Origin of the sequence: Butyrivibrio sp. Su6 (genome assembly GCF_900108105.1) — a bacterium.
GTDB lineage: Bacteria > Bacillota > Clostridia > Lachnospirales > Lachnospiraceae > Butyrivibrio.
Genome location: NZ_FNUR01000011.1, coordinates 42,152 through 66,178, shown reverse-complemented (window position 1 = coordinate 66,178; position 24,027 = coordinate 42,152). Strand labels below are relative to the sequence as shown.

Here is a 24,027-nt window from a genome sequence, read left to right as displayed (position 1 = left end):
ACACTCTATGCTTAAATATAAGCATAGAGTGTTTTTTTGAGCTTATTGAGGATTAATGTATGACATATTTCACATGTTTCTTTTTGGATAATGAAAAAGATATAATCGTAAACCTGTACAAAGACCTTGGGAAGATGTATTACGTGCTGACAACTCCCAATCATGGTACAGGGAACCTTATTCGAAACCTTGCAAGCATATGCAAACTTCCTCTTTCCAAGGGGGATAATGACATGCTTGTCATCCGCGGCGAAGTCCCTTGCTTTGTGGATTCCTGCAATTCAGAGAGCTATGTCTTCATGCTTGGCGGAACAGAGATAGCAAGTATCTATCCGGATGGTCAGGTCGTTGTTAAGGCAACCATACCTGCAATTGCCAAGACTCTTATGAGCCAGACAAAAGATTTTAAGCTGGAACTGGACAAGACTATATTCAAGACCAGGGTTCGCAAGGATCTTAAGTTCCGCGCGGATCTTCACACGCATATGAACGGTAACCTTCCGGGAGACGTTCTCATTGCTTTGGGAATAGCCCATCAGATAAGATATCCTCTTTATTATGTAAAAAAGCTCGATCTTAAGCTTACTCAGGCTCAATGGGATAAAGCCAATATTCAGAGAGAAAAGGTTGCCAGACAGTTTGTGTCTTCTGGACTTCAGGGCAAATACCTCAACAGGCGAATTGATGACAACACCTTTATAAATTTTGCAGATCTTATCCTCAACAACCTTGATAATGCAGAGATGAACATAGTCAAGATCCGTGGATCCCTTGCTGTTATCAAGGATGGACAGGCAGTATTTACAAACCTTGAGAAAGTCTACCTTTATCGTTATGTCTTTTGCAAGGGAAAAGAGAGCGAAGAAAAAATAAATCTGCACAGTGTGGACCTGATCCCGGATGCAGATGTAAAGGCTTATCTTAAGCAGATGCTTACGGATAAGGAAAATATATATTACTGCAAAAATACGATCTTCCAGGATAAACTCCTGTGGATAGCAAGAAACTACAAAGCACAGGGCGTTTATTACGCAGAGATTAGTGATACTACTCTTGTTAAAAAGTATGAGTCACTTGAAATGCTAAGGCAGGTTCATGAGGTTATGCCTCATATTTACCGTGAAACCGGCGTAATGATCAGGTTCCTGGCAGCTATGCGCAGAATTCCTCTGACCATTGTAAAAGATGCAGTGACTCCGTCAGACTACATTGAACAGAACCTTGAAGTTTTGAAAGCTACAGCACTTGATCCATATGTTGCAGGATGCGATTTTGTCGGTGAAGAGATAAATGACATAATCACGCTAAAACCTGCATTCCAGGAAATCGTAAAGATCGCAGCCAAGGACCCTAGCTTTGTTATAAGAGTCCATGCGGGAGAAAACGACAGCCAGAAAGATAATATCGCCCACAGCATTGCCTGCGTAAAAGATTCCCTTGCTCCTGGCCAAAAGATGCCAAGGATGCGTCTTGGGCATGGTCTTTACACCTACAGTCCTTCTTCCAAGAAGGGAAAAGAGGTACTAAAGCAACTTAAGGAAAATAATGTTGTCCTTGAATTCCAGATCACAAGCAATGTGCGCCTTAATAACTTAAATTCATTGGAACATCATCCTCTTAAGCAGTATCTGAAACAGGGAATACGATGCGTTCAGGGTACAGATGGAGCGGCTTTGTACGGAACGTCATCTATTGACGAGCAGTTGTCACTGGCTAAAATGCTGGGACTGTCTGACGCTGAGCTTCAGCTCATGAAAGATGCTGAGACGCAGATAATAAAAGAGGCCCAGGAAGCATATTCTTTAAAGAAAGCCTTCTTTGCTGATCTTATAAAAGACAGAGACATGGAAGAAGTTCTTTTGGAAAAAATGCAGACTGTAAAGATTTCAAAAGGCAAATCCAAAAATGAGCCGAAACTGGATTCTAATCAGGAATTAAAAGAACAGATCAGCGAGATTACATGGGATAGATTCCCGGTTGTGCTTATTGGAGGAAGCTTTAACACAGAGAACAGAGCGACCAAGGTCAGCAAAAAGGCAGCAGAGCAGATTGATTCTCTGATGGAGTACCTAAATCCTGAGGAAGTGTGCTTCGTTATCGGCCACAAACTAGCCGGGTATGAAAAGTACCTGATAAATCATAACAAGAAGGGATTCAGGATATACAGTGTTGTTCCTTCACTGATGGATAAAAAAGAAATAGATAAAATAAAAGCCACCGGAGTACAGGTAAGAGTATCGCCGGAAGCTCAGGGAATGGGAATATATAAGAGCTTCAACTACGAGATATTTGAACGCAGGCCATCTGCAGTAATTGCCTTTGACGGCAACAGTGCTGCTGCAAATCTCATTCAGGAAGCGAAAAATGGCAAGGGTAAGTCTGCAATATTCGTTTGGGAGCACTCCAAAAACCTGATGCAGAAAGCTAAATCCCTTCATGGATATGTGTTCACTTTTGGAGATGAAGTAAACATTGTGGATCTTTTAAATGATATTCAAAAAGATCTGGTGAATTCCATCAGACAGTAAAGACTCTTGTGGATTCCCTAAGGTGGATGGTGTGCTCAACTGTTATGAGAGTTCTTTTCTCTGTGCCGGTAAGAAGGCCATACATGGCTTCACCAGCATAGGCTCCCATTTGACACGCGTCAAAGTGAGCGGCGGTGATGGAAGGCGAATGGTGCGCAAGGTCACTGCTGTCGTAGCAGGCAGCCAGGAGTACATCCCCCGGAACAGATAAGCCCATTTTTGTAAGGGCATCGCAGGACCAGCCGGCAGTTACATCATCGCAGCAGATTATTCCATCGCAACGGCGCTGAACAGCTGTTTCTACAGCTATTTTACAGGAATTGTAATTGGAGACGTCTCTGAAAATAAGATTGGGGTCAGGATCGACGCAGAAGTCAGAGATTCCCATCATAACGCCTTCAAGTCTTTTTACGTTGACGTTGTAATTCATATTTCCGCCTATAAAGGCGATGCGCTTGCAGCCATTGTTCATGAGGTTTGAGGTTAATTCTCTGCAGGCAAGGGCTGTGTTAGGCTCAACCATTACAGCGTTTTTAATTCCGGAACCTACAACTACAACAGGTATATTTTTCTTTTTAAGATATGAGTGGCTCTTTTCACCGGTAATGGCGCGAGTATATATCACGCCGTCAAGTGCCCCTTTTTCCACAGCGGGGATAAGAGGTTCATACTCATCGGTATTACACAGGATCAGAAGTGTTTCATAGCCGTGATCTGCCAGAGCCCCTGCGGCTCCAAGAAGACACAGGTGAAAAAATTCTGATTCATACAAAAGATCTCTTGATAAGACTACGCCAACATTACCACTTTTTCCATTGGAAGGAGTGGTATTTTTTTGCCTGTTCTGAGATGGAGAGCTGTAGTCCAGTTCTCTGGCGGCTTCAATGACCTTTTTTCTTGTCTCTTCTGAGACCCTTCCATTTCCGGATAAGGCCCTTGAAACAGTTGTGGTGGAAATATTCAATTTTTTAGCTAGTTCGTTTAACCGTATTTCTTTTCCCATAGATTTGATTATAGTTTCATAAATTCTAAGATACAATCGAATTTGCGCAAAAATTTAATATTTGCGCGATTGATGCGCAAAATTGCGCACAGATTATAAAATATTCGTAAATTTGATATAAAAACTTTGAATTATTTGAAAATTATTCATCTAGAGGCTTTTAGGCACAATTACTAAAATATAATCATGAATTTCGAAAACTTATGAATATTGCACATGGGAGAGGGTATGGAAAAAAGTAAGACTAAGACTCCGTTTATGAAGGTAATAAAAAGGCATTGGCTACTTCTACTGATGCTTTTACCGAGTCTTTTATATGTGATCATTTTCAGTTACGTTCCAATGACAGGAATAATCCTGGCTTTCAAAAAATATCAGTATGCAGGAGGAATTTACTTTTCTCCCTGGAATGGCCTGAATAACTTCAAAGCTCTTTTGATCTCAGGGAAACTTGGGATGGTTACAAGAAATACGCTGCTGTACAACATAGCCTTTATAACTTTGGGTGTCTTATTTGAAATGGGTAGCGCAATTTTGCTCAACGAGTTGTTCTCCAAGTACTTTAAAAAGATTACTCAGTCACTTATGTTTTTGCCCTACTTCATAAGCTGGGTTGTAGCAGGCGCCATAATGTACAACATTTTCAACTATGAAAAAGGTGTATTTAACCACGTGCTCACATCCCTTGGAGCAAATGCATTTGACCTCTACAACACACCGTCGGCATGGATCATAGTCATAATCTTTTTGAAGATCTGGAAGCAGACAGGCTATGGCTCAGTTGTTTATCTGGCAGCCATTACAGGTCTTGACCAGGAAATGTTCGAGGCGGCTTCAATTGACGGAGCAAGCGCCTGGCAGAAGATAAGATATCTTACTATTCCATCTCTTATGCCAACCATGATGATACTGGTTCTTTTGGGAATAGGAAACATCTTCAGAGGAGATTTTGGCCTGTTCTATCAGACAGTAAGGTCAAGCGCACTGCTTCAGCCAACAACTGACGTTATTGATACATATGTGTTCAGACTCCTCATAGATAACGGAGATATCGGAGTATCCGCTGCAGCAAGTTTATATCAGTCAGTGCTGTGCTTCATAACCATAATGATATCCAATGGCTTAGTTAAAAAAGCTAATCCTGATTATGCACTGTATTGATGGGAGGAAGAAATGGCAAATCAAGTAGTTATAAATAAGCGCAGAAGGCTAAGTAAAGATGAGCTTGCGATTAATATAGTCGGAGTTGTTCTGATAGGAATTTTTGCTCTGATCTGTGTTATCCCATTTTACCTGATAATCATAGCTTCTTTTACCTCAGAGACATCACTTATAAGAAATGGCTATCCGCTTCTGCCATCAATTGAAAACTTTAGTTTGGACAGTTATAAACTCAGCCTGAAAAATCCGATTGCGATACTTAAGGCATACGGAACAACAATAGGAGTTACGGTAGTTGGAACATTTTTATCAGTTCTTTTGGCTACAATGACAGGCTACGTTCTTTCAAGAAAAGATTTTCCCTGGAGAAATAAGTTTGCATTTTTCTATTTCTTTACAACTTTGTTTAATGGCGGACTTGTTCCATGGTACCTGCTCTGCGTGAGATACCTTAATTTCAAGAACAACTATGCTGGACTTATCTTGCCGCTTATGTTTTCTGTATGGAACATGATAATAGCCAAATCATTTATGTCAGGGCTGCCTATGGAAATAACAGAGTCAGCAAAGATAGACGGAGCCAATGATCTGGTCATATTTGCAAAACTTATTATTCCGCTTTCGAAGCCGCTTCTTGCGACCTTATCTCTTTTCTCAGCGCTGGCTTACTGGAATGACTGGTATAACTGCATGTTATATGTGACCGATGAGAATAAATTTACACTTCAGTACTACCTGCAGAGACTTTTGGGAAGTGCAGAAGCAATGAGAATAGTTGCTGAAAAGTCGGGAATTGCTCTTCCGTCAATTCCAATCGAGAGTATGAAGATGTCCATGACAGTAATAGCTACAGGACCAATCGTGTTGCTTTACCCATTTGTACAAAGATACTTTGTAAAGGGGTTAACTATAGGAGCAGTGAAAGGATAAAAGGAGGTATAAATGAAAAAGAAGGTATTATCAATTATTTTGTCTGTCGCTATGACAGCGGGGGTATTAACAGCATGTGGTGAGAGCGCTTCTACAACAAGTGCTGACACAACAACACAGAGTGCAGGAGCAGCGGAGCAGACACAGACTTCAGCAGAGGCACCAGCAGCAGAATCAACCGATCTGTTGGCAGGCCTTCCGGCTGCAATCGGGGAAGGAACAGTTACCGCAACACCTGAGATGTACTCAGGAATTGACTTAAGTAAGCCCTACACAGTTCAGATGTATCTTATCGGTGATACACCAAATGACTGGGATGAGGTACTTGGACTTATAAATGACTATCTTAAGCCATTTAACACAGATATTAATGTGACATTCCTTAGCTGGAGTGATTACTCAACAATGTATTCACTTGTACTTCAGGGAGGAGACGCAGACCTTATTTTCACAGCTCCATGGTGCTACATGTACACCGAAGCTGCAAAGGGATCTTTCTATACACTGGATTCTGACTTTATTGCAAAATGTATGCCACTTACAAATAAGTATCAGGCAGCAGAGAGCTGGGATGAGACAACTCTTTCAGGTAAGACCATAGCAGTTCCATCAAACACAGCTCAGCCAATGGGTAAGATTGTAGCAATCAGACAGGATATTGCAGATAAATACGGCATTTCAGAGCTTACAAGCTGGGATGACTACAAGAACTTCTCTCTTACAGTAGCAGAAAAAGAAACCCCTGAGACTGGTGTTTATGCACTTGCTGCAGCAGGGGATAACAACGAGCTCTGGGATGTATACAGAGAGCAGTATGACACATTCCTTGCTCTGGATTCAGACTTTTTTGACATGATCTACGAATATAAAGAAGGATCACTTCCTACAAAGGATGACATCAAGCTTGTATATGAATATGAACCTTTCCGTCAGTATGCAAAAGACATGAAGGAAATGGCTGATGCAGGCTGCTGGAGCAGATCAGCTCTTACAAACACAGTAACAGATGACGATGCTTTCGGAGCACTTCAGGGTGCATCAATTGCATGGAATGCTTCAGTATTCACATACATCAGACAGGCAGAGCAGACAGACGGCGTAGTAGGCGCTGCTTATGATATCACAAAGCCACATCTTGTAGGCTGCGAAGCATATTCAAACAACGACATGGCTATCACAGCAAGCTCCAAGAATCCTGAGAGAGCAGCTATGGTTCTTGATATCATGAAGATGGATACTTATGTAAACCACCTCATTCTTCTTGGCGAAGAGGGCAAGCACTACACAATCAATGAAAACAATGAGTACACAAAGGTTGACGGAGCTACAGAGAACTTCCCTCCAATGACAGTTTCAGCATCCTGGGCAATCAAGAACGGTGAGCTTTCAGAGGCAGGTGGAGATCCTAGAGAAAAAGAAGTTTCTGACAGCTGGGAAGAAAGAGTTGTAAGCAACCCTACTATCACATTTGTATTTGATGACACAAATGTTTCCAATGAAAAAGCAGCAGTTAACACAGTATTGAATTCTTATGTTCCAATGCTTGAGCTTGGTCTTGTAGATGATGTTGATGCTACTCTTGATAAGATGATAAAAGAGTGCTACGATTCAGGACTTCAGACAGTGCTTGATGAATTCTACAATCAGTATGAAGCTTGGCTTGCAACAAGATAAAAAAATGCAGTATCGTGATTTTGTGTGATGCGCAACAAAAATGCACGAAATGATTATTCAGGGAGCAGATAATCCTGCTCCCTATATTTTTAAACTTTATCAGGAGAGAGGAAATGGAGTTAAAAGATACCAGCTTAATAAATCAAAATTGGAAATTCAACTTGGAAGATTGTAATGGAGATATTTTTGCAGGAGCTGAATATGATGATTCATCATGGGAAGTGTTGACACTGCCCCACGACTGGGATACTTTTTTTGCTCCTGATAAGGATAACAAAAGCGGTGCCGGTGGCGGCTATGCAAAGGCAGGAACCGGATGGTACAGAAAAGAAATTGACTTAAAAGATGAGGATATTAAAGGCTCCAGATATGAACTCATTTTTGAGGGAATCTATATGGAGAGTACCGTGTTTGTTAACGGCAAAAAGGTTGGTGGAAACAACTACGGTTACACAACCTTTTCTGTGGATATCACAGACAAAATAGTTCCAGGAAAAAATGTCATAGCTGTTAAGGTAAATAACAGCAAGCAGCCAAACAGCAGATGGTATACAGGATCCGGGATATACAGAGATGTTTACTTAAGAAAACACGGAGATATCGCTGTCAATCTGTTTGGGGTAAAAGTGGATACAAATACAGTAACAGATGATGGAACCTTAGCTACACTGGATTTAAGAACTAGGATAGACAATTATTCTGATACAGACAAAGACTCAGTTATCAGATGGACAATAAAAGATAAGAGTGGAAAAGAGATTGCTGCTACAGGAGCATCCCTTTGGATAAAGTCAAAAGGCAGCGCAGAAGCAGCAAGCATGATGTTTGTTAATGACCCGATTCTGTGGTCTGATAAAGCCCCATATTTATACACCCTTGAGACAAGAGCGTATGAAGGCGAAACATTAGTTGACAGACGCATTGAAAAAATAGGAATAAGGAAAGCTCTTTTTACCGAAGATAAGGGCTTTGTGTTAAATGGAGAGCAGGTGAAGATAAAGGGAGTATGCCTTCACCATGACAGTGGATTATTTGGAGCAGCTTTCCACAAAGAGGTCTGGAGCGAAAGATTTAAATCACTTAAGGATATGGGCGTAAATGGAATCAGATGCTCACACAATCCTCCGGCGCCAGCCTTCCTTGATCTTTGCGATGAAATGGGCTTTATCGTAATGGATGAAATCTGTGATGAGTGGACCCTGGGCAAGAATAAAAATGAGAACTATTATTCGGATAAACCATCCTACGGCTTTAGTCAGTTCTTTTCACAGGATGCGGAAAAAGAGCTAAGAACCATGATAAGGCGCGACTATAACCATCCAAGTATTGTTCTTTGGAGCATTGGAAATGAGATTCCGGAGCAGGGTTATGCGTCTGGGGCACAGATAGTAAAAATGCTCTCTGACATAGTGCACTCAGAGGATTCACAAAGGCTTGTTACAAGTGCCTGCGATAACATCGCATCCCTTCCTGCAATTGCTACCAAAGACAGCTTTCTTGAGGCTCTGGATGTAGTGGGATATAACTATGTAGGAAGGTGGCGTGAGAGAGCTGAAAGGTTCTATGAAGACGATAAGATTGCTCACCCGGACAGACTTTTTATTGGAACAGAGAATCCCTCTGTATGCGGAGACAGAGGAGATTACTGCTTAGACGGGCCAAATAACACAAACTATATCACAGCGACTCTGACCCATGAAGCTCTTTGGAGATTTACTGCAAGCAGGGATTATGTGGCTGGAGATTATATCTGGACAGGAATAGATTACCTCGGCGAAGCTCATTGGCCAAGGCGTGGCGCTAACTTTGGAGCAATTGACACTGCGGGATTTAAGAAAGATGCTTATTACTATTTCAGATCCATATGGAATAAGGATGATGTGACACTACATCTTTTGCCTCATTGGAACTTTAGAGGAGACGAAGGAGAGTTCAAGCAGGTCCTTTGCTACACTAACTGCGAGAGAGTTAAGCTCTATCTGAACGGGCGACTTATTTCAGAAAAGTCCGGTGCTGCGTGTCCAAGGTATGGAGCCACACAGAGCTGGGATGATGAGATGAGAAGATACCATCCGACTACAGGTGACCTTCACTTGTCCTGGGATGTGCCATATGAAGCGGGCGAGCTCCGTGCAGAGGGCTATATAGGAGATAAGCTTGTAAAAGAGTGTGTGGTCAAAACTACCGGAGAAATGTCAAAACTGGCAGCAGATGTGAAGAACGTCGGAGAGTTTACGTTTGTGGAAATAAGTGCTGCAGATGAAAACGGAGATGTTGTTCCAAATGCGGCTCCTGTAGTAACTGTTAAATACGACGACACAGTTGAGTTCATTGGAATGGACGCAGGTAATATGCTTGATCTGTCCTGCTATAAAGAAGAAAAAAGAGCCATGCTCGCCGGAAAACTACTGGCAGTTTTCAGGAAGAAAGAACAGGGCTCTGAATCTACAGTTTCAGTTAATGCTGACGGAATATCAGAACTGAAAGTTGATATCTGATCATTTTGATAATTCCCAAAAAGCTACAGCGCTTGCGGCTGCAACGTTAAGAGAATCAACACCATGTGCCATTGGAATCTTAACGCAATAGTCGCAGGCGCATATTGTTTCTGGTAAAAGCCCGTCGCCTTCAGCACCAAGGAAAATGGCGAGTTTATCTGTGCGTCGAAGTTCATCATCGCTAATATCCTTAGTGTCGTTTCTAAGTGCCATTGCGACGCTCTTAAATCCAAGCTCTTTTAAACTCTCAAACTCTTTTCCCTCAGGGAGAAATGTCCAGGGCACCTGGAATACAGTTCCCATGCTGACTCTGGCAGCACGCCTGTACAGCGGATCAGTGCAGCCATGGGTGAAAAGAACTGCGTCCATACCAAGGGCAGCAGCACTTCTTACAATGGCGCCGAGATTTGTTGGGTTAGTTACATTTTCAAGAACTGCAACTCTTCTGGCCTTTTGACATACATCAGCTACAGATGGCAGCTCTTTTCTCCTCATAGCGCAGAGCACGCCCCTTGTAAGGTGAAAACCAGTGATCTGCGTCAAAACTTCAGATTCAGCAACGTATACCGGAATATCGAATCTATTAGTGATCCTCGCTATGATTTCCTCTGCCTCTTTTTCCGTCTGATCTTTTTCCAGCAAAAGAGATATTGACTCATAGCCTGCATCAAGTGCCCGGCCAATAACTTTGGGACTCTCTGCAATAAATATCCCAAAGTCTGGTTCATTTATGTGAAATAACTGATTCTCGGAGTACTCGTGATAAACGCGAAGATCAGGAGTATTTAAGTTTGTGATAGAAATAAAACTGGAAGACATAGAATCCTCATTTCTTATTTTTGATGATGTTTCAACCATAGCAAATTACTAAATTAGTTACAAGAGAAATAAAGGACAGGCAAACTACATTTTCACCGGTATAAGAAAAATTTATATTTGCCTATAAGATTAGTGTCTTTTACAGACTCCTCATACCGTATTAGCATTTAACCAACACAGAAACGAGACAGTACAAGTAAGGAGGAGCGTGAAAATGAGTAACAGTTGCACAGTCAATTATTCAAATTCGGTAAAGCAGGACGTTAACGGATATACTGATGAGCTTGCTGAAGAGTTTGCAAGACAGGCCGGTGGTCTTGCACCAAGGCCCAATGAACAGCGTGATGAAACCAATGAGAGAGGCGTATTTGTGAGACAGCCTAATTCCTTTATTGTCCCATTTGGAGATAAGGAGGGTGAGTTTAAGGCAGAAGATGGCAGATACGCAATCTATTGGGCCCATGGCTGCAATTGGTCAAACAGACCTGTCATTGCAAGAGATCTTTTAGGCCTTCAGGATGTGATCAGGGATCAGACAACAAGCCATTCCGGACAGACTAATGTTTACGGCCATGGATTTGCGGATCAGAAAGACTATAAGGATCCTATAACAGGTGTGCATTTCCTTTCAGAGTTTTATAAAAATGCTAATCCTGATTACAAGGGCAGAGCAACGACTCCAACCTTTGTAGACATCAAGGAGAAAAAGGCTGTAAACAATGATTATCACAGACTGTCTAACTACATTGAGGTGCAGTTTAGAAAGTTCCAGCCTGTAGATGCGCCTGACCTTTATCCAAAGAAATATAGAAAAGAAATCGATGAGTTTAACGACTGGCTTTTCCCACACATCAACAATGGTCATTACCGCATGGCCTTTGGCGTGTCATGGGAGGCTTATAACGAGGGCTATGAAGATTTCTTCGATTCACTTGAAAAGCTCGATAAGAGACTTGAGACAAACCGCTTTATCTTTGGTGATTATATTACTGACTCTGACATCAGAGCATATGTATCTCTTGTAAGATGGGAAACAGGATATTTCAGATCAATTGGACCGATGAAAAAGAGAATCACGGAATATAAAAATATTTGGGGTTACTTAAGAGAGCTATACTCAATTCCTACATTTGCCAAGTACACATTCTTCAGAGAAGGTCGCGGCATAGGAGGTGACAGAGGCTTCTTTAAGGGATATGAGTCAAGGATTGTTCCGCTTATTCCTTTTGAGGAAATCTGGAAGACAGACCATGAGAGAGCAAAACTTTCAGCGGACCCGGACAATCTTTTCTTAAAGCACCCTGAGGGAGAAACTCCTGAGGATTACCAGTCAGAGATTTCTGAGACTATCTGGAATTCACCATCATGGGATGACAGAGAACCAACTAACTACAGACCTGAATTTGATGCTACGATAAATCCTATAAAAGGAAAATTAAAGAACGCCTGATAAAAATGCCTTCTTGAATAAAATATTCAAGAAGGCATAATAATGGTATGGGGTGTAAGATGAAGCTGATATTCAGGTATATGAAAAAGTATAAAGTGGCTGTTTTTGCGGCTATATTCATAAAGCTCATAGGAACTATGTCAGAGCTTTCACTTCCATATATTCTTGAGTACATGATAGATTATGTGGTTCCCTCCAAAGATCTTGTGCAGGTGGTTATATGGGGGTTAATTATGTTTGCTGCTTCTATTTTTTGCAGGCAGTTTAATGTGATGGCTAATAGGAAAGCAATCTATAATGCCCACAAGGTGAGCTATGATGTAAGGGGCGATCTTTTTAAAAAGACTGCAAATCTATCCGGCGACAGCTTCGATGAATTTACTCTTCCCAGTCTTATCAGCAGAATGACTTCTGACAGCTATAATGTTCAATCTGCAGTTCAACAGCTTCAAAGTCTCTGTGTAAGAGCACCTATGATGCTTCTTGGCGGAGTTATCATGACTCTTTTCATGGATTTCCATTTGGCCATGATTCTTATTGTAATGCTCCCTTTTCTGATTGGGGTTGTGCTCATCGTTTCTCTTAAGGGAATCCCTATATACACAAAAGTTCAGCAAAGACTTGATTCTGTAGTTCGTATCATGAGAGAAAACATAACAGGAATTCGCGTTGTGAAAGCCTTAAGTAAAGCGGACTATGAGAAAAGAAGATTTTCCAGAGCCAATGAAGAAATGGCGAAAAGTGATATAAGAGCGGGAACTGTAATGGCGATTCCGGGACCTTTTATGCAGCTATGCCTTAACGTTGGACTTACGTTTGTTGTTATATTCGGAGCAAAAAGAGTTAATGACGGCCTTATGCAGCCTGGAATTATTCTGGCTTTTTTAACTTATTTCAACATGATCACCATGGGAGTGATGGGACTTAACCGAATATTCATGAGTCTGTCAAAGGCAAGTGCCAGCGCAGATAGAATTGACGACGTACTAAAGGGTAATGACGACTGGATAAAGACAGATGAAGAACCTGTAGAAGGTGATGATTTCATTAGTTTTGAAAATGTGAGCTTTTCTTATGGAAAAGAGCTGAATACAGATAATGGGTTTGCAGGTGGAAAAAGAGAAAAGGCTCTTGATAATATCAGCTTTTCACTGAAAAAAGGGGAGAGTCTTGGAATAATAGGGCCAACCGGATGTGGTAAGACTACAATAATAAATCTGCTAATGAGGTTCTATGATCCTGATGAAGGAAGTATCAGAATTGATGGGAAAAGCATCAGCTCTTTTGACAAAGATGAGCTTAGATCTAAATTTGGTGCGGTGTTCCAGAATGACATGATCTTTAAGGATTCGCTTTATAACAATATAGATTTTGGAAGAAATATTTCAAAAGATGAGATAGCTAAGGCCATAAAGGATGCTTTGGCGGATGAATATATAAATGCTCTCGATAAGGGCCTTGAATATCAGGCTGATATTAAGGGAGCTAATCTGTCAGGTGGGCAAAAACAAAGACTTCTCGTTGCAAGGGCTTTGGCAGGAAGACCGCAGATATTGGTACTTGATGACAGTTCCAGTGCACTTGACTACAAAACAGATTCTGCCATGAGAAAGGCAATTAAAGAAAATCATAAGGAGAGCACATTGATACTGATCGCGCAGAGAGTCAGCAGCGTTATGGGAATGGACAAGATAATGGTCATGGATAACGGGAAATGTATTGGGCTTGGAACTCATAAGCAGCTTATGGAAAGCTGCAGCGCATATAGAGAAACATATGAGATGCAGACTACATAAAGGAGCTTACGATGCCGGGACCTGGAGACAGAGGTAGAGAAAAACAAAAACCAAAAAATCCGAGAAAAACTTTAAGACGATTGCTCAGATATATGTTTCGATATATCTTCATTGTACTTATTTTGCTCATCTGTGCTTTTACCAGTAACATAGGGAATCTTTTAGGACCTGATTTTGCAGGAAAAGCAATAACTGAAGCCAGTAAAGGGGCAGGAGATGTGGACCTTACGCGGGTTATTCACTATGGACTTTTGATGCTACTGGCATATGTCGGGAGTAATATCCTTAGTTTTTGTGTGAATATTGGAATGATGCGCGTTGGAAGATATGTTGCAAGGAATATGAGGCAGGATGTTTTTAATAAGCTCATGGAACTTCCTGTAAGTTATTTTGACAAGCATTTTGCAGGAGATATCATAAGCCGTGTCTCATACGACATTGATGTCGTGTGCACCAGCTTATCATCTGATGTGGTACAGATCCTTACCAGTATTGTGACAGTGGTTGGTAGTTTTACAATGATGTGCTTTATTTCAGCGCCACTTGTGCTGTGTATGGCATTTACAATACCTGCGTCAGTTCTTTTTACAAGGTATATGAGCAAAAAGACCAGACCACTATATAGGGTGCGCAGCCTTGCCTACGGCGAGATGAACGGCTTTGCGGAGGAAATGTTTACCGGACAAAAGACAATACTTTCTTATGCTCATGAGGATTATGTCTGTGAAAGGTTTGAGGAAATAAACAAAAATGCAGCCGAAGCGTACCGTGACGCTGACGGTCTGGGCATGACAATGGGACCAACTGTGGGCCTTATCAACAACATTGGGCTTTCTGCAATTGGCCTTGGAGGCGCCCTGCTTTACATGAACGGAATCGTTGGTCTTGGGCAGATATCAAGCTTTATCCTCTATAGCAGGAAGTTTAGCGGACCAATAAATGAGATTTCCAACATAGTAAATGAAATCTTCAGTGCGCTTGCGGCGGCAGAGCGTGTTTTTCAGCTACTCGACGAAGTTGAGGAAGTAAAAGACAAAGAGGGAGCCATTACTTTAAATGAAGCAAAGGGATTTGTGGAAGCAAGGGATGTGAAGTTCGGATATCTCAAGAACAAGACCATAATAAATGACTTTAGCATGAAGGCAGATCCCGGAGAAACAATAGCTATTGTTGGTCACACAGGTGCCGGAAAAACTACAATGATCAATCTTCTCATGCGGTTTTATGATCCTCAAAATGGCTGTATCCTTGTTGACGAGAAAGATTCAAAGCTATACACAATGGAGAGCCTTAGGAAGAGTTATTCAATGGTCCTTCAGGATACATGGGTATTTAATGGTACTATTTTTGACAATATAGCCTATGGAAAAGAGAATGCAACCATTGAAGAAGTTACAGAAGCAGCAAAGGCTGCTCATATACACAACTATATTATGAGACTCCCCAAGGGCTATAATACAGTTATAGGGGAAGATGGAGGCAACATCAGTAAGGGCCAGAAGCAGCTGATCACTATTGCAAGAGCTATGTTATATGACACCAGTATGCTTATACTTGATGAGGCCACAAGTAATGTTGACACAGCTACAGAGAGGAAAGTACAGGCAGCCATGAGGAACCTCATGGTTGGAAAAACCTGTTTTATCATTGCCCACAGGCTTTCTACCATAAGAAATGCTGATAATATTCTTGTTATGGAACATGGGGATGTAGTTGAGCAGGGAAATCATGAATCCCTTATGGAAAGAAAAGGTGTATATTACAAGCTTTACGCAAGTCAGTTTGAATAAAAGAATATGAAATTGGAAGAGCGGATGCAGGATTTTGCCTGTATCCGTTTTTTTGTCTGATAAAAAAAGCTTATAACCACCTATAAGATACGTGTGTTTTACAATGCAGTGCACTAAAGGGCATAATAGCAATCAATAAAAGCAAGGGGGAAAACAAAATGTCACTCAAAATATATGAACGTCTTTCAGCAATCAGTTTTTCCAGACCAAGCGGAACAGATAAAGAGAAAGAGGTAGCTTCTTTTCTTGAAAAAGAAATAAGGAAGATAGGATTCGATCCTGAAGTGGAAACCTTTGAATATACCAGAAAGGTTCCAAAGAAAGCTACGCTTACAGCTATATATGAAAATGGCGAGGAGAGATCTTTTTCGGTTACCGGAGTAATAGACAGCAGCAGTACTCCTGAGGAAGGAATCACAGCAGAGCTTTACTACTTAAGTTCATTTGATGACGTGAGCCTTGGCAGAATAAAAGGCAAAGTTGTTCTTATCCATGACAGACTTTCGCCTAAGACCTATAGAAAGCTTAAGGAAGCAGGAATTGTTTCATACATAACCACAAGTGGAACCATCAGAGACACTTATGAGAACAGCGACCTAGAAACCGTAAGGTTCAGAGATAATCTACTGGATATAGGGGCTGTCCCTGCATTCACGATAAGAATGATAGATGCAGTAGAACTACTTAAGTCATATCCACAAAAAGTGAGAGTAACACTTTCACTGAAGGAAGAAAAAGTAGAATCTCAAAATCTTCTGGTAAAAGTTCAGGGAACTGAATATCCCGAGGAGATCCTGGTGGCCGGAGCTCATTACGACAGCGTTCCGTTTTCAAAAGGCTCATGGGATAACGGAGCCGGAACGGTAGAAATTCTATCACTTCTTGAGCACCTTAAGGATCATCCGGGTAAAAGAACTGTTTATACAGTCTGGTTTGGATCAGAAGAAACAGGACTTCAAGGCTCAAAAGCATTTGTTAAAAGACATGAGAAAGAGCTTGGAAAGATTCTGGGAATGGTAAATGTTGATGTTGGAGGAAGCATTCTCGGAAAAGAGATAGTGTTTGTCACTGCAATAGAAAAAGCGGTCACATGGGTTGAACATCTTGTGAAAGAAGCAGGATATCCTGCCAATCCTGGCCAGCATGTAATGAGCAGTGATTCAGCAGTCTTTTCAGATCATGGCATTCCCAGTATAAGCCTTGGCCAGGGAGCTCCAAGGGGTGGAGGATATATGCATACCCGCTACGACAACATGGACCTGATAGATGAAAAGATTCTGGAAAAAGAAGCGGGATTTCTTATAAGGATTGTTGACAGACTGGCAAATTCAATTGTTTTCCCGATACCAAGGGTAATACCTGAAAAATTAAGAGATGATCTGATAGAGTATTTCAGTCCATCCAGAAGCGCACAGTCAGAGCTGCCTGCAATAAAGGAAGAAAAGATATCAGAGTTTCATTTTTAAAAAGGTGAGAAAGGAGGAAAAATGCCGGTAAACAAAAAAAGAGTAGTTGATGAATTTACAAAAATAGTCTCTTTTGACTCTGAATCATATCACGAGAGAAAAATTGCTGACTATATCCTTTCACAGCTAAGGCACTTAGGAATAGAAGCCAGAGAAGATGAGGCTTTTGAAATACTTGCGGGTGAGAAGATCATAGATAAAAATCCTGAAAACGCAGGGAACATATTTGCAAGGATTCCGGCAACAGGAGCTGGAGAACCAATTCTTTTTTCAGCCCATATGGACACGGTAAAACCTGGGATCGGTAAGAAAGCACTTATCCATGATGATGGAAAGATAACTTCTGAAGGAGACACAGTTCTTGGAGCTGATGACGTCGGTGGCCTTGTGGCAATTCTGGAGATGCTTAGGGTATTTAAGGAGGACGATATTCCACACCCGGAGATAGAAGTTCTTTTCCCTATAGCTGAAGAACCCTATGGACAGGGAAGCAGAGTGTTTGATTACGCTAATGTAAAGTCAAAAACGGCTTTTGTACTTGATCTTAGCGGCCCGCTTGGAAGAGCAGCTTTTGCAGCGCCGACTATCATATCACTGCTTATAAAGGTCAAAGGCAAAAGTGCACATGCAGGCTTTTGTCCACAGGACGGAATTCATGCAATTGCCATTGCAGCACAGGCAATAAGCAGTTTGAAAAATGGATGGGCGTCAGATAATACCACACTTAATATCGGGACCATAAAGGGAGGAACCCAGAGAAACAGTGTCCCTGAATATGTGGAGATAACAGGAGAAGTCAGAAGCCTTGTTCATGAGGAAGCCTTGAACCAGGTAGAACTTGTAAGAAAAGCATTTGAGGATGCAGCAGCTGCATATAAAGGACAGACAGAGGTAGAAGCCACGATCCAGATAGAAAGTTATAGAACATCACAAAACAGCGTTGCTGTAAACAGGTTTAAAAAAGCCTGTTTGAAGACCTTGTCAGTTGATGGTGAGCTTGTAGAGACCTATGGGGGAAGTGATCAGAACAATTTTGCCAGACACGGGATAGAAGGGCTTGTGGTTGCAAGTGCTATGCATGAAGTTCACACAACAAACGAATATACCTGTGTGGACGAACTTGTGAAGGTGGCAGAGCTTACAACATGGCTGGGAAGGTCGGAAATAGATTAAGTATCAATAATAGTTACAGATTAACAAAGTGATCAGAAAAGAAGAGGAGTAGCTTATGAAAAAAATAATTAATAAGACATTTGCTTTGATTGTAACAGCAGCACTGAGTTTTAGCGCTCTGACAGCATGCGGAACATATGAGTCAGGTCCTGAGACAGGCAACGAGTCAGCGCCTGCGGCCAATGCGGTTTCCACAGATTCAGCAGCACCTTCTGATGCGGCATCTACTCAAGCGCAGAGTACCGAGAATGGGGTAAAGGCGATTAACATAGCAATTTCATCAGACCCTACATTTACTTTTGATGCTATCGGTGACAGTCTCATGGTCACAAACGGACTCTTACGAGAAGGCCTTACAAGATATGCAGATGGCAAACTTGGGGATGGCCTTGCCGAGAGCTATGAGCACAATGATGATTACACACAGTGGACATTTAAACTCAGAGATAGCGGCTGGAGTAATGGTGAACCCGTTACAGCAGATGACTGGGTATATGCGATTGGGGCAATGCTTGATGGCACAGCACAGCTTAGTTTTGCAGATTTCCTGTATGAGATAAAGAATGCAAGAGCTATTTATACAGGCGAAGCAGATGTTTCTACCCTTGGAGTTACTGCAGTTGATGACAAGACACTGGTATTTGATCTCGAATATCCTGTTACTTACTTCCCATATCTTATTACACATCCTATGCACTTTGGTTATGACAGAGAGTTTTCAAATGAGGTTGGGGTAGAGAATATCGGAACTGAGGCAGAGTACTCAATCAGTAACGGACCATTTTATATTGATTCCTGGGAGCATGACAATCTTCTGGTGTTTAAAAAGAATGAGTATTACTGGAATGCAGATAATATCCAGTACGATCAGGTAAATGTTTATGTAATTCCAGATGAGGCAACTCAGGTTAACCTGTTCTTAAATGGTGAGCTTGATGTGGTTGACTTCTCTTACCAGAGATTATCTGCAATTGAGGGAGCAGGCTATACAGCTCAGACTTACAACAATGGCAGAACGGCGTACCTCTATTACAATCTCACAAACGACTATCTTGGAAATAAATATATTAGACAGGCAATTTCAGCAGCGATTGACAGAGATGCTCTTGTAAACGGAGTGCTTCATGTAGGTTCTCCTGCAGATGGATTTATTCCGGTTGGTCTTGCCGGTGATGGTAGCAAAACTTTCAGAGAAATTGTTGGTCCAACACTTGATTACAGCTATGATGTAGACAATGCAAAAGCTCTTTTGCAAAAAGGAATTGATGAACTTGGCCTAAGTGATCCTAAAGATATCACAATTACAATCCTTACAACAAACACTGATGAGTTTATTGCAGTATCCGGAGCTATCCAGCAGCTTCTCTCAGAAAATCTTGGAATAAATGTTGAAGTTGAAACTTCTGACAGTAGTGCAGTAAGAACCAGAAGAAACGCCTTTGAGTATGATCTTTACCTTGCAAGCTGGGGAGCTGACTGGGATGATGCCACAAACTTCCTTGGAGGTTATGAGAGAGACAGCTCTGCTAATCCTGCATTGTTCATAAATGAGGATTTCAATAAGGCATATCATGATGCAACTTACAGCACAGATCTTACAGAGAGAGTGAAATTCCTTGGAGAAGCAGAGAAAGTCCTTCTTGAGGAAGAAGCAATCACACCTCTTTATTACACAGGCCATTACTATTCTGTATCAAACCGTGTAGGAGGAGTTTTAAGAAGAGCAGTAGTTCCTTATCTTGATCTTTACTATGCAACTGTTAACTGATAGACATGAAGCTTTGAGGTGATCACACATGCGCAGATATATCATAAAAAGAATAATTCTCGCCTTTGCAACGATATTTGTTGTCATGACTGCGACATTCTTCCTGATGCATGCCATTCCGGGTACACCTTTTTCCGGAAACAATGACAGTATGTCGGCTGAGACACTGGCGGTACTGATGGAAAAATACGGAATGGATAAGCCTCTTTATAAACAGTATCTGACCTATGTCTGGAACATACTTCATGGCGATTTTGGAGTGTCAATGTCAAACGGATACAGGAGCGTGACTGAAATAATCCTTACAGCATTTCCTGTATCTGCAGACCTTGGAATAAGGGCGCTTATCTTTGGAACAATAGCAGGTATCCTTTTGGGAATTGAGGCAGCACTACATAGGAATAAACCCATAGACCATATTTCAACTATTACAGCGATTATAGGTATTTCAATTCCCAGCTTTGTTCTAGGTACTATTCTTCAGACAATTCTTGGACTTGGATTATCTGGTTGGGTAAAGGCCACTTTTCATACAGATTATCAGCTTTTCCCAATTGCAAGATGGCAGAGCTTCCGGTATACCATCATTCCCAGCTTTGTTCTGGGAATGGGGACCGTAGCCTCTCTTGCAAGGCTTATGAGAACATCGATGCTTGACGTGATAAATCAGGATTACATAAGGACGGCCAAGGCAAAGGGAATATCAAGGCAGCAGATCATCTGGAAGCATGAAGTCAGAAATGCAATGATGCCGGTTATAACCGTACTTGGAAGAATGATCGGAGGAGTTGTGACAGGATCATATATTATTGAGAGCCAGTTCGCAATTCCCGGACTTGGAAAATACCTGGTAAACAGCATAACAGCCAGAGATTATACCATGACGATGGGCCTTACGGTATTTTATTCAATCTTTATTGTATTTAGTATGCTGCTGGTGGACCTGCTCTATAGCGTAATTGATCCAAGAGTAAGACTTGCAAAATAACAAAGGAAAAAGCAGAAATGGAAATGGTAAAAGATTTTACACCTGTCCCAAGAGATCTTGAGGCAAGCCAGAAAATATATAGAAAATCTATTTCGTATTCACAGGGAGTTGTCAGGACTCTCTTACAGAATAAGGTGGCAATGGTCTCTTTGGTTTTTATTTTGTTCCTGATAGTGGTGGCAATCGCAGGCCCAATTGCTTTTCCGGATTATGAAAAGACTGATCTGCTTCACACCCTGACACCACCATCCAAAGAGCATATCCTCGGGACGGACGAACTTGGGAGAGATGTTTTTACAAGGCTGATACGTGGGACCAGAACTTCTCTAATGATCGGATTCATAGCTGAGACCATAAATCTTGTGGTGGGTATGTTATATGGTGGAATCGCAGGATTTCTTGGTGGTAAGGCAGATAATATCATGATGAGGATTATAGATATTCTTATGAGTATTCCACAGATGCTTGTGATGATACTGATGCTCACTGTATTGAAAAAAGGGATTCCGACACTTATTCTTTCTCTGACAATAACCGGATGGATCGGTCTTGCAAGACTTGTACGAGGGCAGATCTTGTCTCTTAGGGAAAATGAATATGCTCTTGCAGCAAAAGTCCTTGGTGCAGGGAAAAAAGAGATTCTTTTGACACATCTTTTACCTAATGCAATAGGACCGATCATTGTTAATTACACCATGAGCATTCCGGGGGCAATAGGAGCGGAGGCAGGTCTTAGCTATCTGGGACTTGGAATATCGGTACCGGAAGCAAGCTGGGGCAATATGCTTCAGGCAGGATCAAGTCAGTTTCCGGCATCGCTGTGGTTATTCTTTGCACCTGCAGTATTGTTTGCACTTGCGATGCTTGCTTTTAATCTGCTTGGTGATGGCCTTAGGGATGCTTTAGATCCTAAGATGCGCAGATAGGGGGAGACAGGATGTTAGCGATAAAAGACCTGAAGGTGTCATTTCATACATATTCCGGCGAAGTGCAGGCTGTCAGAGGAGTTAATCTTTCATTGGAAGAAGGTGGCACACTTGCTATCGTAGGCGAATCGGGATCTGGGAAATCAGTTACGGCACAGAGCATTTTAAAGCTTCATGATCCTGATATCACAGAGTACAAGGGCGGACATATTGAACTTGATGGGCAGGACATCCTTGAGTTTGATGAGAAGAGGATGCAGGAAATCAGGGGAAAAGAGATCAGTATGATCTTTCAGGATCCCATGACAAGCCTTAACCCTACCATGACAGTCGGAAACCAGATAATAGAGATCTTAAAGAGACATGAAAAGGGAAAAGATAATAAAAAGATTGGCCACAAAGAAGCCAGGGAAAGGGCTATAGAACTTTTAAAAATGGTCCGTATCCCCAATGCTGATCAGAGAGTAGATCAGTATCCTCATGAACTGTCAGGTGGACAGCGACAGAGGGTTATGATTGCAATGGCAATGGCATGTGCACCCAGGATTCTTATTGCGGATGAACCTACAACAGCCCTGGATGTCACAGTACAGTTGCAGATTCTTGAACTTATGAAGGAAATGCAAAAAGAAAAGGGCACGTCAATAATAGTGATCACTCACGACATGGGCGTTGTGGCAAATCTGGCAAAGACAGTTGTTGTAATGTACGGCGGAGTGATAGTTGAGGCAGGAACAGCTGCAGATATTTTTTACAGAAGAGAGCATCCATATACGCAGGGGCTTCTGGATTCAGTTCCAAATGAGAAACAGAGAAAAGACAAAAAGCTTGAGTCTATAGAAGGGACACCACCTGATCTTGTAAATCCACCTGTTGGATGCCCATTCGCTGATCGCTGCAAATATGCAATGAAAATCTGCCATCAGCAGATGCCGGAGGAAACAAAATTATCCGAAACACATTTATGCCGGTGTCATTTGCTTGATCCTGAATGTCCGTATCCACGAATCTCACTTGCATTCAAAGGTGCAAAGAAAAGGGAAGAAACCTATGTCAGATGATGTACTTTTTGAAATAGAAAATTTAAGTAAATATTTTGATGTTGAAAATAAAAAGAAACTTCGTGCGGTAGATGGCATTTCTCTTCAGATAAAAAGAGGTGAGACATTTGGACTTGTTGGAGAGTCCGGCTGCGGAAAGAGCACTTTAGGAAGAACTCTTGTCAGGATATATGAGCCGACAAGCGGAAGCATCCGTTATGACGGAAAGGACATAGCAAAGCTTGGAAGAAGGGAAGCCAAAGAGTATGCATCAAAAGTTCAGATGATCTTTCAGGATCCATACGCATCATTGAACCCTAGAATGACAATTGGGGACATTATCAAAGAGGGGATGAAGATCCACAAAATTGGTAGTGACAAGGATCGTACTGACAGGATGTGTGAGCTGCTTGAACTTGTTGGTCTGAGCAAAGAGCATGCCCAAAGGTTTCCCTATGAGTTTTCCGGAGGACAGAGACAGCGTGTTGGCATAGCAAGAGCTCTGGCGGTGAATCCTGAATTTATTGTTTGTGATGAACCGGTATCAGCACTGGATGTTTCCATTCAGGCTCAGATCATAAATCTTTTAAGGGAACTGCAGGATAAACTTGGACTTACTCTTTTGTTCATAGCACATGACCTTTCAGTTGTAAGGTACATATCTGACAGAGTAGGCGTTATGTATCTTGGGTCGCTGGTAGAAGTTGCCAATGCCGAGGAGCTGTATCTGAATCCAATTCATCCATATACAAAGGGATTACTTTCAGCAATTCCGGTGGCGGACCCTCTAGTGGAAAACTCAAGGAAAAGATCACTTCTTGAAGGAGATATTCCAAGCCCTGTGGACATTCCTACAGGATGTAAATTTGCAAGCCGTTGCCCGTATGCTACATCCGACAAAAAAGAAGGCGTACCGCCTCTCCATGATTTTGGCGGAGGTCATTATGTGGCCTGCTTTAATGCACAATCTTTGATCAATTCGATGGATGAAGGAAACTTCTAAGAATAATAAAAGCT

The 24,027-nt window shown here is 41.7% G+C and carries 17 protein-coding genes; 15 read left to right on the top strand and 2 right to left on the bottom strand.

Annotation, left to right across the window (positions count from 1 at the left end; genetic code table 11):
* The first annotated feature begins 59 nt into the window (after window positions 1–59).
* The gene (locus tag C4S54_RS12000) at window positions 60–2,528 is read left to right on the top strand and encodes an adenosine deaminase (RefSeq protein ID WP_103869753.1); all 2,469 of its coding nucleotides are present in this window, start codon (window positions 60–62) and stop codon (window positions 2,526–2,528) included.
* Here C4S54_RS12000 and C4S54_RS11995 read toward each other — a convergent pair.
* The gene (locus C4S54_RS11995) at window positions 2,518–3,531 is read right to left on the bottom strand and encodes a LacI family DNA-binding transcriptional regulator (protein WP_103869752.1); all 1,014 of its coding nucleotides are present in this window, start codon (window positions 3,529–3,531) and stop codon (window positions 2,518–2,520) included. The two genes, C4S54_RS12000 and C4S54_RS11995, sit on opposite strands and share 11 nt — an antisense overlap.
* Window positions 3,532–3,759: 228 nt before the next feature.
* Between C4S54_RS11995 and C4S54_RS11990 the strand changes: the two genes are divergently transcribed.
* The 4 genes from C4S54_RS11990 (at window position 3,760) to C4S54_RS11975 (ending at window position 9,794) form a co-directional block, all read left to right on the top strand.
* Window positions 3,760–4,692, top strand: coding sequence for an ABC transporter permease (locus tag C4S54_RS11990; protein ID WP_074885319.1), 933 nt, complete (start codon window positions 3,760–3,762; stop codon window positions 4,690–4,692).
* A 12-nt stretch (window positions 4,693–4,704) separates the two neighbouring features.
* The gene (locus C4S54_RS11985; protein ID WP_103869750.1) at window positions 4,705–5,622 is read left to right on the top strand and encodes a carbohydrate ABC transporter permease; all 918 of its coding nucleotides are present in this window, start codon (window positions 4,705–4,707) and stop codon (window positions 5,620–5,622) included.
* Window positions 5,623–5,634: 12 nt separating this feature from the next.
* Window positions 5,635–7,296 (top strand): ABC transporter substrate-binding protein, encoded by a 1,662-nt coding sequence (locus tag C4S54_RS11980; protein WP_103869749.1) that lies wholly within the window; start codon window positions 5,635–5,637, stop codon window positions 7,294–7,296.
* 113 nt (window positions 7,297–7,409) lie between these two features.
* A complete protein-coding gene (locus C4S54_RS11975; RefSeq protein WP_103869748.1) occupies window positions 7,410–9,794 on the top strand; it encodes a glycoside hydrolase family 2 TIM barrel-domain containing protein in 2,385 nt (794 codons plus the stop codon).
* On the opposite strand, the gene C4S54_RS11970 is transcribed toward C4S54_RS11975, so the two are convergent.
* Window positions 9,795–10,613, bottom strand: coding sequence for a TrmH family RNA methyltransferase (locus C4S54_RS11970; RefSeq protein ID WP_103869747.1), 819 nt, complete (start codon window positions 10,611–10,613; stop codon window positions 9,795–9,797).
* Between the two features lie 214 nt (window positions 10,614–10,827).
* Between C4S54_RS11970 and C4S54_RS11965 the strand changes: the two genes are divergently transcribed.
* From C4S54_RS11965 to C4S54_RS11920, 10 genes are all read left to right on the top strand, one after another.
* Window positions 10,828–12,063 carry a glutathione S-transferase C-terminal domain-containing protein gene (locus tag C4S54_RS11965; protein ID WP_103869746.1) on the top strand — a complete coding sequence of 412 codons (1,236 nt, stop codon included), beginning with the start codon at window positions 10,828–10,830 and terminating at the stop codon, window positions 12,061–12,063.
* A 47-nt stretch (window positions 12,064–12,110) separates the two neighbouring features.
* Window positions 12,111–13,859 carry an ABC transporter ATP-binding protein gene (locus C4S54_RS11960; RefSeq protein ID WP_242973800.1) on the top strand — a complete coding sequence of 583 codons (1,749 nt, stop codon included), beginning with the start codon at window positions 12,111–12,113 and terminating at the stop codon, window positions 13,857–13,859.
* 11 nt (window positions 13,860–13,870) lie between these two features.
* Complete coding sequence (locus tag C4S54_RS11955) at window positions 13,871–15,649, top strand: ABC transporter ATP-binding protein (protein ID WP_103869744.1); 1,779 nt, start codon at window positions 13,871–13,873, stop codon at window positions 15,647–15,649.
* A 158-nt stretch (window positions 15,650–15,807) separates the two neighbouring features.
* A complete protein-coding gene (locus tag C4S54_RS11950) occupies window positions 15,808–17,115 on the top strand; it encodes a M28 family peptidase (RefSeq protein ID WP_103869743.1) in 1,308 nt (435 codons plus the stop codon).
* A 21-nt stretch (window positions 17,116–17,136) separates the two neighbouring features.
* Window positions 17,137–18,288 (top strand): M20/M25/M40 family metallo-hydrolase, encoded by a 1,152-nt coding sequence (locus C4S54_RS11945; RefSeq protein WP_103869742.1) that lies wholly within the window; start codon window positions 17,137–17,139, stop codon window positions 18,286–18,288.
* Window positions 18,289–18,343: 55 nt separating this feature from the next.
* A complete protein-coding gene (locus C4S54_RS11940; protein WP_103869741.1) occupies window positions 18,344–20,056 on the top strand; it encodes a peptide ABC transporter substrate-binding protein in 1,713 nt (570 codons plus the stop codon).
* Between the two features lie 28 nt (window positions 20,057–20,084).
* Complete coding sequence (locus tag C4S54_RS11935; protein WP_022772524.1) at window positions 20,085–21,044, top strand: ABC transporter permease; 960 nt, start codon at window positions 20,085–20,087, stop codon at window positions 21,042–21,044.
* A 17-nt stretch (window positions 21,045–21,061) separates the two neighbouring features.
* Window positions 21,062–21,970 (top strand): ABC transporter permease, encoded by a 909-nt coding sequence (locus C4S54_RS11930; protein WP_022772523.1) that lies wholly within the window; start codon window positions 21,062–21,064, stop codon window positions 21,968–21,970.
* A gap of 11 nt (window positions 21,971–21,981) precedes the next feature.
* Window positions 21,982–23,031: an ABC transporter ATP-binding protein gene (locus tag C4S54_RS11925; protein ID WP_103869740.1), complete on the top strand. Its 1,050-nt coding sequence runs from the start codon at window positions 21,982–21,984 to the stop codon at window positions 23,029–23,031.
* Window positions 23,021–24,013 (top strand): ABC transporter ATP-binding protein, encoded by a 993-nt coding sequence (locus tag C4S54_RS11920; RefSeq protein ID WP_103869739.1) that lies wholly within the window; start codon window positions 23,021–23,023, stop codon window positions 24,011–24,013. The genes C4S54_RS11925 and C4S54_RS11920 overlap by 11 nt, the downstream gene beginning before the upstream one ends.
* Window positions 24,014–24,027: the final 14 nt, after the last annotated feature.

What these genes read in the sequence shown, in the direction of transcription:
- C4S54_RS12000 (WP_103869753.1), top strand. Translation starts at nt 60, where the DNA reads ATGACATATTTCACATGTTTCTTTTTGGATAATGAAAAAGATATAATC.
- C4S54_RS11995 (WP_103869752.1), bottom strand. Translation starts at nt 3,531, where the DNA reads ATGGGAAAAGAAATACGGTTAAACGAACTAGCTAAAAAATTGAATATT.
- C4S54_RS11990 (WP_074885319.1), top strand. Translation starts at nt 3,760, where the DNA reads ATGGAAAAAAGTAAGACTAAGACTCCGTTTATGAAGGTAATAAAAAGG.
- C4S54_RS11985 (WP_103869750.1), top strand. Translation starts at nt 4,705, where the DNA reads ATGGCAAATCAAGTAGTTATAAATAAGCGCAGAAGGCTAAGTAAAGAT.
- C4S54_RS11980 (WP_103869749.1), top strand. Translation starts at nt 5,635, where the DNA reads ATGAAAAAGAAGGTATTATCAATTATTTTGTCTGTCGCTATGACAGCG.
- C4S54_RS11975 (WP_103869748.1), top strand. Translation starts at nt 7,410, where the DNA reads ATGGAGTTAAAAGATACCAGCTTAATAAATCAAAATTGGAAATTCAAC.
- C4S54_RS11970 (WP_103869747.1), bottom strand. Translation starts at nt 10,613, where the DNA reads ATGTCTTCCAGTTTTATTTCTATCACAAACTTAAATACTCCTGATCTT.
- C4S54_RS11965 (WP_103869746.1), top strand. Translation starts at nt 10,828, where the DNA reads ATGAGTAACAGTTGCACAGTCAATTATTCAAATTCGGTAAAGCAGGAC.
- C4S54_RS11960 (WP_242973800.1), top strand. Translation starts at nt 12,111, where the DNA reads ATGGGGTGTAAGATGAAGCTGATATTCAGGTATATGAAAAAGTATAAA.
- C4S54_RS11955 (WP_103869744.1), top strand. Translation starts at nt 13,871, where the DNA reads ATGCCGGGACCTGGAGACAGAGGTAGAGAAAAACAAAAACCAAAAAAT.
- C4S54_RS11950 (WP_103869743.1), top strand. Translation starts at nt 15,808, where the DNA reads ATGTCACTCAAAATATATGAACGTCTTTCAGCAATCAGTTTTTCCAGA.
- C4S54_RS11945 (WP_103869742.1), top strand. Translation starts at nt 17,137, where the DNA reads ATGCCGGTAAACAAAAAAAGAGTAGTTGATGAATTTACAAAAATAGTC.
- C4S54_RS11940 (WP_103869741.1), top strand. Translation starts at nt 18,344, where the DNA reads ATGAAAAAAATAATTAATAAGACATTTGCTTTGATTGTAACAGCAGCA.
- C4S54_RS11935 (WP_022772524.1), top strand. Translation starts at nt 20,085, where the DNA reads ATGCGCAGATATATCATAAAAAGAATAATTCTCGCCTTTGCAACGATA.
- C4S54_RS11930 (WP_022772523.1), top strand. Translation starts at nt 21,062, where the DNA reads ATGGAAATGGTAAAAGATTTTACACCTGTCCCAAGAGATCTTGAGGCA.
- C4S54_RS11925 (WP_103869740.1), top strand. Translation starts at nt 21,982, where the DNA reads ATGTTAGCGATAAAAGACCTGAAGGTGTCATTTCATACATATTCCGGC.
- C4S54_RS11920 (WP_103869739.1), top strand. Translation starts at nt 23,021, where the DNA reads ATGTCAGATGATGTACTTTTTGAAATAGAAAATTTAAGTAAATATTTT.